Annotated in this window: 14 protein-coding genes; 6 read left to right on the top strand and 8 right to left on the bottom strand. The window is 71.9% G+C overall.

Going from position 1 to position 12,139, the window contains the following annotated elements; translation table 11 throughout:
• Positions 1-54 precede the first annotated feature (54 nt).
• Positions 55-996, top strand: a complete 942-nt coding sequence (locus NE235_RS19840) for an ornithine cyclodeaminase family protein (protein ID WP_252805045.1) — start codon at positions 55-57, stop codon at positions 994-996.
• Positions 997-1,478: 482 nt separating this feature from the next.
• Here NE235_RS19840 and NE235_RS38710 read toward each other — a convergent pair whose 3' ends face one another.
• From NE235_RS38710 to NE235_RS19820, 4 genes are all read right to left on the bottom strand, one after another.
• On the bottom strand, positions 1,479-1,613 hold the full coding sequence (locus NE235_RS38710) for a DUF397 domain-containing protein (protein WP_406567604.1): 135 nt from the start codon (positions 1,611-1,613) through the stop codon (positions 1,479-1,481).
• Between the two features lie 5 nt (positions 1,614-1,618).
• Positions 1,619-2,512, bottom strand: coding sequence for a helix-turn-helix domain-containing protein (locus tag NE235_RS19835; protein WP_308206114.1), 894 nt, complete (start codon positions 2,510-2,512; stop codon positions 1,619-1,621).
• A gap of 270 nt (positions 2,513-2,782) precedes the next feature.
• The gene (locus NE235_RS19825) at positions 2,783-3,382 is read right to left on the bottom strand and encodes a DJ-1/PfpI family protein (RefSeq protein WP_252805044.1); all 600 of its coding nucleotides are present in this window, start codon (positions 3,380-3,382) and stop codon (positions 2,783-2,785) included.
• A complete protein-coding gene (locus tag NE235_RS19820; protein WP_252805042.1) occupies positions 3,379-4,335 on the bottom strand; it encodes a GlxA family transcriptional regulator in 957 nt (318 codons plus the stop codon). The genes NE235_RS19825 and NE235_RS19820 overlap by 4 nt, the downstream gene beginning before the upstream one ends.
• A 97-nt stretch (positions 4,336-4,432) precedes the next feature.
• On the opposite strand from NE235_RS19820, the gene NE235_RS19815 reads away from it, so the two are divergent.
• On the top strand, positions 4,433-4,957 hold the full coding sequence (locus tag NE235_RS19815) for a DinB family protein (protein ID WP_252805040.1): 525 nt from the start codon (positions 4,433-4,435) through the stop codon (positions 4,955-4,957).
• A gap of 173 nt (positions 4,958-5,130) precedes the next feature.
• On the opposite strand, the gene NE235_RS19810 is transcribed toward NE235_RS19815, so the two are convergent.
• Positions 5,131-6,198: a hypothetical protein gene (locus NE235_RS19810; protein ID WP_252805038.1), complete on the bottom strand. Its 1,068-nt coding sequence runs from the start codon at positions 6,196-6,198 to the stop codon at positions 5,131-5,133.
• A 92-nt stretch (positions 6,199-6,290) separates the two neighbouring features.
• On the bottom strand, positions 6,291-6,686 hold the full coding sequence (locus NE235_RS19805; RefSeq protein ID WP_252805036.1) for a MarR family winged helix-turn-helix transcriptional regulator: 396 nt from the start codon (positions 6,684-6,686) through the stop codon (positions 6,291-6,293).
• A gap of 60 nt (positions 6,687-6,746) precedes the next feature.
• Between NE235_RS19805 and NE235_RS19800 the strand changes: the two genes are divergently transcribed.
• Positions 6,747-8,234, top strand: coding sequence for an MFS transporter (locus NE235_RS19800; protein ID WP_406567603.1), 1,488 nt, complete (start codon positions 6,747-6,749; stop codon positions 8,232-8,234).
• Positions 8,235-8,238: 4 nt separating this feature from the next.
• On the opposite strand, the gene NE235_RS19795 is transcribed toward NE235_RS19800, so the two are convergent.
• Positions 8,239-8,997, bottom strand: a complete 759-nt coding sequence (locus NE235_RS19795) for a protein phosphatase 2C domain-containing protein (RefSeq protein WP_252805032.1) — start codon at positions 8,995-8,997, stop codon at positions 8,239-8,241.
• 265 nt (positions 8,998-9,262) lie between these two features.
• Between NE235_RS19795 and NE235_RS19790 the strand changes: the two genes are divergently transcribed.
• Both NE235_RS19790 and NE235_RS19785 read left to right on the top strand, forming a co-directional pair.
• Positions 9,263-10,081 carry an acetate uptake transporter family protein gene (locus NE235_RS19790; RefSeq protein ID WP_252805030.1) on the top strand — a complete coding sequence of 273 codons (819 nt, stop codon included), beginning with the start codon at positions 9,263-9,265 and terminating at the stop codon, positions 10,079-10,081.
• Positions 10,082-10,295: 214 nt separating this feature from the next.
• A complete protein-coding gene (locus NE235_RS19785) occupies positions 10,296-10,496 on the top strand; it encodes a hypothetical protein (protein WP_252805028.1) in 201 nt (66 codons plus the stop codon).
• Between the two features lie 124 nt (positions 10,497-10,620).
• Here the strand turns inward: NE235_RS19785 and NE235_RS19780 are convergent, their stop codons facing one another.
• Positions 10,621-11,160, bottom strand: coding sequence for a hypothetical protein (locus NE235_RS19780; protein WP_252805026.1), 540 nt, complete (start codon positions 11,158-11,160; stop codon positions 10,621-10,623).
• Positions 11,161-11,322: 162 nt separating this feature from the next.
• Here NE235_RS19780 and NE235_RS19775 point away from each other — a divergent pair, with 162 nt between their 5' ends.
• Positions 11,323-12,138, top strand: a complete 816-nt coding sequence (locus tag NE235_RS19775; RefSeq protein WP_252805024.1) for an alpha/beta fold hydrolase — start codon at positions 11,323-11,325, stop codon at positions 12,136-12,138.
• Position 12,139 lies beyond the last annotated feature (1 nt).

The following is a 12,139-nucleotide window of genomic DNA, read 5'->3' as shown; positions in this document are numbered from 1 at the left end:
CCCGGCCCCGCACCCCAGCGCACTCCGGACGCGCCGATGAGCGAAGATCATCCGGTGACCGTCCTGTTGAGCCGCAGCGACCTGCAGACGATCCTCGAGCCTCGGGCGTGCCTCGACGCGCTCCGCGCCGGCTTCCTGGCGTCTCCCGGCCCCATCCGGCCCCAGCGCGTACGCACGGACCTGCCGGGACCCGGCACCGCGACGGCGCTCATCCCCGGCCTCATCGAGGGCATACCGGCCTACACCGTGAAGGTCAACGCCAAGTTCCCGGACGCGGCACCCGCGTTGCGGGGCGTCGTCTGCCTGCACGACCTCCGGACCGGTGAGTTGCTCGCGCTGCTCGACTCGGCCACCGTGACCGCCTGGCGCACCGGCCTTTCCGCGGCGCTGGGCACCGACGCGCTCGCCCGGCCGGACGCGGGCACGGTCGCGGTCATCGGCGCGGGTGCGCAGGCGCACCTGGTGGTCACCGGACTGCGCGCGCTCCGGCCGATCCGCGATCTGGTGGTCACCGACCTCGACCCGGAGCGGGCCGCCGCCTTCGCCGCCCGGCACGGTGGCCGGGCGGTTCCGGCGCGGGCCGGGCAGGGCGTCCCGCCCGACGTCACGGCGGCGGACATCATCGTGACGGCGACCTGGGCGAGAACGCCGTTGCTTCGCGCCGCCGACGTCCGCCCGGGCGCGCACGTCACCTCCCTCGGCGCCGACGAGCCCGGCAAGGCGGAACTGTCGTCCGACCTGCTGCGGGCCGGCCGTACGTTCGTCGACGACCTGGACCTCGCGGTCGCGATGGGAGCGCTCGGCAACGCCGGTCTCGGGCACGCGGACGCCGCCGGTGTGATCTCGGACGTCCTGCGCGGGGCGGCCCCGGGCCGTACGGAACCCTCCGAGGTCACCGTTTACGCGCCCGTCGGCCTGCCGTGGCAGGACCTCGCGCTGAGCTGGGCGGCCTACCGGGCGGCGGAATCGGCCCCCCGGTTCGACCTCCTCGGCTGAGACGCCTGCCTCCCCCGAAGGCGGGCCGGCTCGGACTGAGATGACGAAGGGCCTGGCGCCCGCACCCGCTTATGCGGCGGCGCCAGGCCCTTGTCCGGACTGACGGCGTCACTCCCGGATCAATGCCGCCGTTGCCTCAGCCACCTGCTCAGGATCTCGGCGATCTTCAGGGTCAAAAGGACGATGCGTTCAAGGAGCTCGTCATCCATCGGGCGCCACCTCCTCTCGTTCGGAACCCCCAAACACCCCGGGCGGTCCTAGAGATCAAGGTCACGAATGCGGCGGGCGGGAGCGCTTCCGCACTGAGCCGGTCGAAGCCGGGCCGATGCCGATAGGTCTCGGTCTCCTCGAAACGCCGAACGGTCCACTTCCCTCGCTGCGGCGAGGGAAGTGGACCGCCAGTATTGCTATTTCACGCACAATCGCTCACAATATTGCTATTGCGAGCGATTCAAGTTATTCGTCATTATTCGGTTGTGGCACTACTCCGCCGCGCGTGCCACGTCCTCCTCCGACGTGGCCTGCGGCACCGACGCGACCTCGACACATGCGCCGTTGGCCATGCTCCGAGATCCTTTGCGCCAGATGACGCCGGGATGCCTGACTGCTTGGTCCATTATAATCACCCCCCTCCATTCTGGGATCCCCACGCATCCCGGGCGATCCTGGAGATCAATTCCACGGATTCAGCGGGCGGGAGCGCTTCTGCACTAAGCCGGTCGAAGCTGAGCCGATGCCGGTAGGTCTCGGTCTCCTCTTCGAGATACGAGCAGCCGTTCTGATGCTCGATATAGATCACATCATGGAATTTGATGCCCCCGACCTGCGGGAACTGCAGAAGCGTGAAGGACCCCGTGGTGATCGGATGGGGTCCGTCAAGTGGAAGCACTTGAAGCGTGACGTTGGGCGACCCGGCCAACTCCACGAGGCGTTCGAGCTGCTCACGCATGACACCGGCGTCTCCGTACCGGCGCACCAGGGTGGCCTCGTCCAGGACCAGGGACAGCCGCAGGGGCGGCTCACGGGTGGTGAGCACGGACTGCCGCGCCAGCCGGGTCTCCACACGCGCGTCGAGGCGGCTCGGCGGGATGACCTCGATCGAGTGCAGCCCCTGCTCGACGGCCGAGGCGTACGCCTCCGTCTGGAGCAGGCCGGGCACGACCTGGGTCTCCCATTGGAGGATCTCCTCCGCCTCCATCTCAAGCCCGATATAGGAGGCATATTGCTCGGGAAGGGCGTCCGAATAGGCCTCCCACCAGCCCTTTCGGCCGGCATCCCGGGCCAGTTGGAGTAGTTGGTCCCGGTATGAGCCCTCAACACCGTAGAGATCCAGCAAGCTCCTCACGTCTCCCAGACGGGGGGCTTGGCGGGCGTTCTCGATACGGCTGACCTTCGATGCCGACCATCCGAGTCGGTCGGCGACGTCATCGCCGGTCAGTTCGGCTCTTTCGCGGAGGCGGCGCAACTCGGTGGCCAGTCTGCGGTTACGAACCGTGCCACTTCCGGGCCCGGGCACCTTGTTCCTCCCCAGCCGACCGGCGAGACCTCACCGGTCGAGCGTTACTACCTCAGCATAACCGTTATAGAGGTCGGCCGTAATAGTGTCAAGAAATCGCCGTCACACCATTTAGTGAAACTTGCGACGCAATATACCTTAGCGGACGCGGCGCGGCGAATCGGATCGCCCCGAGGGGACGATCCGATTCCTACCCAGCATGCATAGCAGCCCATCTGCCCGCTCGGCCCCACGACCTCCCATCTTGTGACGCTGCACACACCCTCTCGTTCAGGCGTCCTGTGGCTCGTCGGCGAGGTACGGCGGGGCCGGCTCGTACTGGATGTATCGGCGCACGGCCCGGGCGTGCTGCCTGCCGTGCAGCCGGCCGATCAGCCACAGCGCCATGTCGATGCCGGCCGAGACCCCCTGGCTGGTCACGAGGTTCCCGTCGACCACGTAACGCGCGTCGCGCACGACGGTGACGTCCCCGCGCGCCTGCAGCGTGTCCTCGAAGGCGTGGTGCGTCGCCACCCGGCGTCCCCGCGCGTGCCCGGCCTCGTGCAGCAGGAGCGCGCCCGTACAGACGCCGGTGACCCAGGAGGCGCCGGTCCGCCCGATCCAGTCGATCAGCACCGGATTGGACACCTCCCGCCGGGTGCCCTGGCCCCCGGGCACCAGCAGGACGTCCAGGGACGGGTGGTCGTCGAAGGAATGGTCGGCCAGGATCCTCAGGCCCTTGCCGCAGTGCACCGGGCCGGACCTCTCGGCGATCGTCACCGCGGTGTCGGCTCCCTCGCGGAGCATCGCGGAGGCCGTGAAGACCTCCCAGGGTCCCACGACGTCCAGCTCCTCCACGCCGTCGAACAGCAGCAGTCCATAAGTGGTCACGCGTACTCCCTGGTCGATCGGAAACGGTCCCGGTAGTCGGACGGGGGAACGCCGACATTCCGGTGGAACGCCCGGCGCAGTGTCTCGGCGGTGCCGAAGCCGCACCGCCGGGCGATGGCCTCGACCGGGTCGTCCCCCTCGGCCAGCGCGCGGCGCGCCGCCTCCACTCGGACCCGTTCGACGTACGCCGCCGGTGGCACGCCGAGTTCGGAGGTGAACCGGCGCTGCAGGTGACGAGGGCTCAACCCGGCCCGCGCGGCCAGGTCCCCGATCCCGTGCCGCGCCCCCGGCTCCGCGTGCACCGCGTCGACGACGGCGCGGATCGGGTCGCTCGACGGCTGCGCCGACCACAGCGGGACGCTGAACTGCGACTGGCTCCCCGGTCTGCGCAGGAACATGACCAGCTCGCGAGCCACCTCGTGGGCGACGTCTCGGCCGAGATCCTCCTCCACCAGGGCGAGGGCCAGGTCCATGCCCGCGGTCACCCCCGCGGACGTCCAGAACCTGCCGTCCCGGATGAAGATCGGATCGCAGTCGACGATCAGCTCCGGGTGTTCGGCGGCGAGCTGGTCACGGCGCTTCCAGTGGGTCGTGACCCGCCGGCCGCGCAACAGTCCCGCCGCCGCCGGCAGGAACACCCCGCTGCAGACCGACGCGACACGCCGGGCCGTCACGCCCACCGCCGCGATCCAGCCGACCAGTGCGGCGTCCAGCCGGGCCTCGTCGACCCCGGCGCCGCCCACCACGACGAGCGTGTCGACCCCGGCGGGGTCGACGTCGTCCACTCCGAACTCCGCGTGCACGGGCAGGCCGCTCCGCGAGCGTACGAGCCCGGCCCGCGGCGCGACGACCCGCGACCGGTATCCCGCGTGGTCGAACACCTCGTACGGCCCGGTGAGGTCGAGCGGCTGGAAGCCGTCGAAGACGACGAAGCAGATCTGGGGGGCGTCCACGTGCCCAGGCTGGCCTCACGGGCGCGATGGCGTCAACGACGCGTACCCCACGGATCACGCCACCGCCCCGCGCGTGGCCGGCTCCGACCGTCGGACGATGATCGGCCCCCGGAACCCCGCGCCCGAGCCCCCGCAGACGATGAGCGATCCGGCGGAGCTGCTCGCCGCGTACCTCGACTTCTACCGGGACGCGGTCCTGCGCAAGCTGGACGGCCTGTCCGAGGAGCGGCTGCGCACGAGCGTGCTGCCCAGCGGGTGGACGCCCCTCGAGTTGCTCAAGCACCTGGCACACGTCGAACGGCGTTGGCTGGAATGGGGTTTCGCCGGGGAGCCGGTCCGGGAGCCCTGGGGCGACGCCGGACCGGACGGCCGGTGGCACGTCGCCGAAGGCGAGAGCGTCGAGGAGGTCGTGGCGTTCTTCACCACACAGTGCCGGCGGTCCCGGGAGATCGTCGCGGGAGCCCGTCCGGCCGACGTGGCGTCCGGCGGCGGCCGGTTCGCGCCGCCGGCGGTCCGGCCGACGCTGGGCCGGATCCTGTTCCACCTGTTGCAGGAGTACGCCCGGCACGTCGGGCAGCTCGACGTCGTACGCGAGCTGATCGACGGAGCGGTCGGCGAGTGACGGGCCGCTGGGCACGGTGACGCGGGCACCGCTCCCGTCGAAGCGCGGGAGCCGGGCGGCCCGGCGGCGTGAAGGGAGCCGCTCCGCGTGACGGCTTGGGGAGCCCTTCGGCGTGACGGCATTGGAGCCGGGCGGACCGGGCGGACCGCGGGCGGTCAGGACTTCGTGAGTGGTCAGGGCGCCGTGAGTGGTCCCGCGACGAGTTCCGGCTGGTCGAGCACGATCCCCTCGTGGCGCCACAGCCGCCGTACCTCGTCTCGCAGGCGGGCGTCGGCTCGGGTACGGGCGACGAACTCCGCCGGGGAACGGGCGCCGGTGAGGCGGGCCAGTCGCGGAGACGCCGCGAGCAGCCCGGCCAGCAGATCGGGCTGCCGGGCCAGGCGGATCGGGACGCCGTCCTCGCCGGTCAGGCAGCCGTGCCGCCCGGCGTACAGGTGACAGTGGACCGGCCCCAGGCCGGGCAACTCCGCGGTGACCGGTGCCGGCAGCCGAACCCGGTGGTAGTTCGGCTCCGTACGGTCGACGGCCGTCAGCTGCTCGTCGTCGAGCCAGAGGACGACCAGGTCGGTGCTCGCGCCGGGGGTCAGGACCGGAACGGCGGGCACGTATCCCGGCCGGCTCACGTGCGCGGACGCCCCGGCGGTCAGCCCGGACACACGGGCGTACGTCATGGGGACGACCACGCGCGTCCGTGCCGCGAGCTTGCGCACGAGCTGCGCGGGCGAGGCGTTGGACCCGATGGCGAGCACCGGCCTGCGGTCGGCCATGACGGGGCCGCCGCAGGCCCTCAGCGCCTCGTCCAGGGGGACCTCCGGTCCGCCGCCGAACACGTGCGGCGGCACCGCCGACGCGTCGACGAGCCAGCTCCCGGGCGGCGGCGCGGCGGGCGAAGCCGCCGGATCCACGGCCCGGGCCGCCATGCCGGCCGCGGCCTCGGGCACGGCACCGGGTGCGGCCTCGGTCATGGCGCCGGGTGCGGCGTCCGGCGGGATCTCGGCCGCGGCGGGCGCCGGCCGGGCGTACGGCCGGTCCGGCGGCGGGACGACGGGCCGCGGGGCCACCGGGCGCAGATCGAGGAGGCATCCGTCGACGAGGAGCCCGGAGCGGGGCGGGCGGCGCCCGGGATAGGTGAGCGGCCGGGCGACGGGATCTTCGGTATGGCCGAGCGCAGCGAGTTCGCGTCCGGGGGCGGTGACGGGCGAGTACGGGGAGTCGGAGGGGTGGCCTGGTCCGTGCTGCACGGCTCTCCTGCCGCCGGCTCCGGCGGCCCAGAGCGCGGCGCGGATGGTCGGGGGTCGGTTCCCCCGATGCTACGCGCGGGGCACCGGCGAGGTCAGGCCCGGGCCGGCTCGGCCATCAGATGCTCGGCGAGGACGGCGCGCTGGGTCGAGCGCGCCCGCGTGTGGCGCTCCCGCCCGGCGGCGGTGAGCTTCACGAAGATCGCGCGCCGGTCTTCGGCGCACAGGCACCGCTCGACGAGTCCGTCGCGCTCCAGACGGGCGACCGTCCGTGAGAGCGCGCTCTGGCTGAGGTACATCGCGCCCGCCAGATCGTGCATGCGGAGGTCATCGCAGGAGGCGTCGACCAGCCGGTCGAGCACCTCGAACTCGCTCATCCCGATCCCGTGGGTCTCCTGCAGAGCGCGGTCGAGCGCGCAGGAGACCGTGCTGTAACAGGCCAGGACGTCACGCCAGCGCCGTACGAGCTCGGTCTCGCCCGTCTCCGTCATGGCCCGGACCATAGCACGCGACCTGGAATCATGCAACTGCATTTAATGCGTGGACATCTGATGCACATGCATGTAACTTCCTCTGCCGTGACCACCACAGCAATCCCAGACTCACGCACGCTTCCCGGCGCCGCGGCCGCACCTCAGCGGTGGCCTGCCCGACTGTGGGGCATCCTGGCCGTCCTCTCCCTGGTCCTCTTCCTCGACGGCCTCGACGTGTCGATGGTCGGCGTGGCACTCCCATCCATCGGCACGGCGCTGGGCCTGACCACCTCCAGCCTCCAGTGGATCGTCAGCGGATACGTCCTGGGCTACGGCGGGCTGCTCCTGCTCGGCGGCCGCACCGCCGACCTGCTCGGCCGGCGCCGGGTGTTCCTGATCGCCCTGGCGGTGTTCGCCGTCGCCTCACTGCTCGGCGGCCTGGTCGACTCGGGTCCGCTCCTGATCGCCACCCGGTTCATCAAGGGGGTCAGCGCCGCCTTCACCGCGCCCACCGGCCTGTCGATCATCACCACGACGTTCGCGGAGGGCCGGGCCCGCAACAAGGCACTCTCGATCTACACCGTCTTCGGGGCCAGCGGCTACTCCTTCGGCCTGATCTTCGGCGGGCTCATGACCGGGATCGGCTGGCGCTGGACCTTCCTGATGCCCGTGCCGATCGCGCTCATCGCGCTCGCCGCCGGCCTGTCGCTGATCCCCCGCGACCGCCCGGCCTCCGGCGGAGGCCACGACGTGCTCGGGGCGCTCACGTCGACGGCGGCGATGCTGCTGCTGGTGTACGACCTGGTGTCCGCCCCCGACCGCGGCTGGACCGCCCCGGTGACGCTCGCGCTGTTCGGCGCCGCCGTCGTCCTGCTCGGCGCGTTCGTGCTGGTCGAGCGCCGGGTCCCGCACCCGCTGGTCCGGCTGGGCATCCTGCGCAAGGGCACGCTCGTGCGCGCCAACCTCGGGATCGTCGCGCTACTCGGCTCGTACACCTCGTTCCAGTTCGTCGTCACGCTCTACCTGCAGTCCGTTCTCGGCTGGGCGCCGCTGACGATGGCCCTGGCGCTGCTGCCCGCCGGGCTCCTCGTGGTACTCAGCGCACCGTTCACGGGCACGCTGATCGACCGGTTCGGCACGGGCCGGTTCATCGTCGGCGGGCTGGCCGCGATGTCGGCCGGCTACCTGCTGTTCCTGCGCGTCGACACGCACCCCGTCTACGCCCTGGCCGTTCTGCCGACGGTGCTGCTGCTCGGCTCCGGCTTCGCCCTCGGGTTCCCGTCCATCAACGTGCAGGCGACGGCGGGGGTCGGGGACGACGAGCAGGGTCTGGCCGCCGGGCTCGTGCAGACGGCCGGTCAGGTCGGCTCCGCGCTGGTCCTGGCGGTCACGACCGCGATCATCACGGGCGATGACACGACACCGGCGTCGCACTCCCCCGCCGCCATGCTCGCGCAGTACCGACCCGGCCTGGTCTTCGTCACGGCCGTGGCCCTCGGCGGGCTGCTCGTCTCGCTCGTGCCGCTGCTGCGCCGGCGGACGGCACGGCGGGGCGCGGCGAGCTGAGCCGTCAGGCGGCCGGCGCGGTCGCCAGCAACGCGGTGGCGTCGTCGTGCGGCTTCGCCCCCGGTATCGGCCGCGCCCGCTCCGCCTGCCGCACGAGGCCGATGACGTGGGCCGGACCGCCGGTTCGCACGGTCTCGAACAGCCCCGGCCAGTCGTACCCATAGTGGTCGATCAACCGGGTCACTCCGTCGGTGAACATCGCCACCTGGCCGACCTCCGACTCCGGGAAGGCCGCCGTCACCGCCTGGTGGGCGGCCTCCGGGGCGCTGCTCGCCACCCAGAACCCGTTCTGCCGGTTCCGGTGCGCCCGCACCTGCTCGAGCGAGTACGGGCGCCCACCCGGCAGGTGCGCGAGACGATCGTCCTCCACCACCTGGAGCGAGCCGTCGCGACCGCGTACCGCGATCGGCGAGTCTGCCAGGACGAGGCACTCGACCCGGCCACCGTGCCGGCGCGTCACCGCGAGGGTCGAGGACGGGCTGTCCGGATTGGCCAGGTCGCAGGTGCCGGCGTGGGACGCGCAGACCTGGCCGATCGCGTCGGCGACGAGGTCGGGGAGCGAGCCGCCGGCCGCCTCGGCCAGCCGGGCGCCCAGTGCGCCCGCGAGCCGCCGCACCAGCCACGCGACGTCGTGGACGCATCCGCTGTCCACGCCGGCGGGCGCGGTGGCCCCGTCCAGCACGACCGCCCAGTCCGGGCCGGCCACCACACAGTCCTCGTTGACGGTGCCGGGGGCCGCCTGGGTCGCATAAGTGATCTGCACCGACTGCTCGTCCTCCGGTCCGGGATCCCGGCCGGCGCGGCCTCGTCCGCGTCGGCGTTCGCCGACACCCGACCGTAGTCCCCGGCCCCGGGATCCACGCCTACCGGCCCTCCGGTTCCGCTTCTGCGGGGAACAGGCTCGCGTTACAGAAGAAACCACTGGGAATGAAGTGTCTATACGCCAATATCTGCCCATAAGGGGTTTTTGGCGGGTGGATTCGCGGTATGGACAATTCGGGCATCCGTGAGCTAGGGGGGAGGATGCCATGACCGAATCAAGGGGCCAAGGCGCCTATAACAGACCCACGGGAACCGGAGCACGAGGACACGAGACCGCCGGGACGCCCACGGGCGGGGAGATGGAGCCCGAGCAGCGCGAGTTCTCGTTCTGGCAGGACCGGAGCCGGATCTTCCTGCAGCCGATCGCGGCACCGTCGATTCTGGGTCTCTTCGGGTTGGCGACGGCGACCATGATGGTCGGCGCGTGGATGGCGCGTTGGTACGGGGGCGCGTTCAGCCCGGTGATCCTGTTCCCCTTCATCCTGACCGCCGGCGGGCTCGCGCAACTACTGGCGGGCATGTGGTCCTACCGCGCCCGGGACGGCCTGGCCACCGCGGTGCACGGGATCTGGGGGGCGTTCTGGCTCGCGTTCGGCCTCATGTTCCTGATGGTCGCCGCGGGGGCGTTCCCCGTCGTGCTGGCCCCGAGGATCGGGGTCGCCAACCCACCGTTCGCCTTCTGGTTCATCGCGCTGTGCGTGATCACAGCCCTGTGCGCGCTGGCCGCGACGGCCCAGAGCATGGGCCTGACTCTCATGCTCATCCTGCTGTCCGTCGCGTCCGGGCTCACCGCCGCCGGCTTCTTCGCCGGGGCGTCGTGGCCGATCATCGTGGCGGGCTGGCTCTTCGTGGCGGCCGCCGCCACCGCGCTCTACGTCGCCGCCGCCATGATGATGGAGGGCAGCTTCGGGCGGACCATCCTGCCGCTGGGCAAGTACAGCGCGGCGGCCAACATCCCGGGCCGGAGGATCACCCGGCCGCTGGAGTACAAGCAAGGCCAGCCGGGAGTCAAGATCGGACAGTGACCGGACGACTTCCGCGACCGCGGACGCCCGCCTGAGGGCGGCACGGCGACGCCGGAGCCGCCCTCACGGGGGGCGCACGGCGACCCGCCCGGGGCCGCCCTCGGTCGGCGTCCGCCGCGCTCCCATGAAACCCCTGGTCACGAGCCATCTCCTCGTCGGCTACGCTCGACGAAGAGTTTGATTTGGCACGGTTTGTCCAGCGGGAGTCCCCCCAATGTCTCGTGTGGCCAGCTTCTGTAGCGCCCTGATCCGCCGTCCCCTCCGCGCGTACCACCTCGTCTGCGCCCGCGACGACGCGGCGACCTGGAAGGTCGTGATACCCGACGGGGTGTGGGCATGCCCTGGGTGCGACACGGTGCTCCTCCAGGCCGATCCCCCGCTCGAGCACGTGTGCACCGGCCACACCACCGTCTGAGCGGCGCTCCCCCGCTCGCGCGTTGAGCGCCGTTCCCCGTACCGGCGGAACGGCGGAACGGCGGAGTGGATCCTCCGGGCCGGGCGCGGAACGCCGGGCGGCGGTGACTCCCGTACGCCCGGGCTCAGGTGACGCTGAGCGTCGTCGCCCCCGTCGCGCTCGTCAGGCCCATCGTGAGACACCGCACCGCACTCGGCTGCGGGACGGTGATCGTCTGGATCGCCGTCCTGCCCAGGAAGCGGCCCTGGACGACGCGCCCGCTGATCGTGGTGATGATCTGCCCGGCCAGGGCGGTGCTGCTCCCGGTCGCGTCGACCACGCTCGCGTCCCCGGTGCTCCACCGGAACGTTCGCCGGGCGTGGAAGCCGTCGAGGAGATCATCACAGCCGGCGAAGATGGTGAACCGCTCCTCGTACGACCCGCCGGTCACCGCGCCCTGACCGTCGGCACAGGAGCCGAAACGCCCGCTCGTCGTGATCCGGATGTTCCGGGGGCGGAGGAGCACGCCCGGCCGGTAGGCGACGGTCTCGGTGCCCTGGCACTGCAGGAGCGCCGGTGACTCCGCGGCGGCGGGGCGCGCGATCGGCGCGGTCGCCCCGAGCGCCGCGAGCGCCGCGGCGCTCATCGTGGCAAGGACACGCGCCGATGATCCGTGCTCGGCCATGGAGGCTCCTTCGTCATCCGTGACAGGTCACTCACCGTCCGTAAGTGATCCGGCCGCCCCATCAGAGCACACCGTTCACCGCATGCATGCACTTCCCGGCAAAGTTCGGTGACTGTGTGCGATGATGACGGTCCATCCCCGGATCTCCTGCCCTGGAGCGTCATGGCCGCCTTCGAGACCGGCAGGCTCACGGTGCCCGGTGCGAGCCTGCACTACGAGGTGCGCGGGACGGGCCCGCTGCTGTTACTGATCGCCGCGGGATCCTCCGACGCCACGGCGTTCGAGGGGCTGGCCGCGGCTCTGGCCGCCCGCCACCGGGTGGTCTCCTATGACCCGCGCGGCAACTCCCGCAGCGCTCTGCACGGACCGCCGGTCGACCAGCGGATCGAGGTCCACGCCGACGACGCGGCCCGTCTGATCGATCATGTCGCCACCGGCGGAGAGCCGGTCCGCGTGTTCGGCAGTTGCTCAGGCGGGCTCGTCGCCCTCGACCTCGTGATCGGCCAGCCGGACCGGGTCCAGAGGGTCGTCGTGCACGAGCCTCCCGCGATGGCGCTGCTGCCGGACGCCGACGAGCACCGGGCCTTCTTCGACGACGTCCACGCGCTCTTCGGCCGCGCGGGGGTGGCAGCCGCGCTGAAGAGGTTCGGCGCCGTCTTCGGCGGCAGTCCCGCCCCGGCGCTGCCCCGGGCCTACGACAACGACGCGTTCTTCCTCGCCCACGCCATGCGGCCGTTCACCCGCCACGTACCCGACCTGACGGCTCTCGAGGCGATTCCGGAGCGGGTCGTGATGGCGGGCGGAGAGGACTCGCGCACGTACGCCGTCCACCGCCCGGCGGTCGCCCTCGCCCGGCGGCTCGGCCACCGGCCGGTCCTCTTCCCGGGCGGTCACATGGGATACGCCAAGCACCCGGTCGCCTTCGCCGGGCGGCTCGCCGAGGTGCTCGCGGCCACGGCCCCGCCACGGGAACGGTGAC

Origin of the sequence: Actinoallomurus spadix (assembly GCF_024055725.1) — a bacterium.
Taxonomy (GTDB): Bacteria; Actinomycetota; Actinomycetes; order Streptosporangiales; family Streptosporangiaceae; genus Actinoallomurus; species Actinoallomurus spadix.
The sequence above is the reverse complement of the archived record's forward strand: the minus strand, read 5'-3'. Positions and strand labels throughout refer to the sequence as shown.

What these genes read in the sequence shown, in the direction of transcription:
- NE235_RS38710 (WP_406567604.1), bottom strand. Translation starts at nt 1,613, where the DNA reads ATGGACCAAGCAGTCAGGCATCCCGGCGTCATCTGGCGCAAAGGATCT.
- NE235_RS19780 (WP_252805026.1), bottom strand. Translation starts at nt 11,160, where the DNA reads ATGGCCGAGCACGGATCATCGGCGCGTGTCCTTGCCACGATGAGCGCC.
- NE235_RS19785 (WP_252805028.1), top strand. Translation starts at nt 10,296, where the DNA reads ATGTCTCGTGTGGCCAGCTTCTGTAGCGCCCTGATCCGCCGTCCCCTC.
- NE235_RS19790 (WP_252805030.1), top strand. Translation starts at nt 9,263, where the DNA reads ATGACCGAATCAAGGGGCCAAGGCGCCTATAACAGACCCACGGGAACC.
- NE235_RS19815 (WP_252805040.1), top strand. Translation starts at nt 4,433, where the DNA reads ATGATCGGCCCCCGGAACCCCGCGCCCGAGCCCCCGCAGACGATGAGC.
- NE235_RS19775 (WP_252805024.1), top strand. Translation starts at nt 11,323, where the DNA reads ATGGCCGCCTTCGAGACCGGCAGGCTCACGGTGCCCGGTGCGAGCCTG.
- NE235_RS19800 (WP_406567603.1), top strand. Translation starts at nt 6,747, where the DNA reads ATGCACATGCATGTAACTTCCTCTGCCGTGACCACCACAGCAATCCCA.
- NE235_RS19805 (WP_252805036.1), bottom strand. Translation starts at nt 6,686, where the DNA reads ATGACGGAGACGGGCGAGACCGAGCTCGTACGGCGCTGGCGTGACGTC.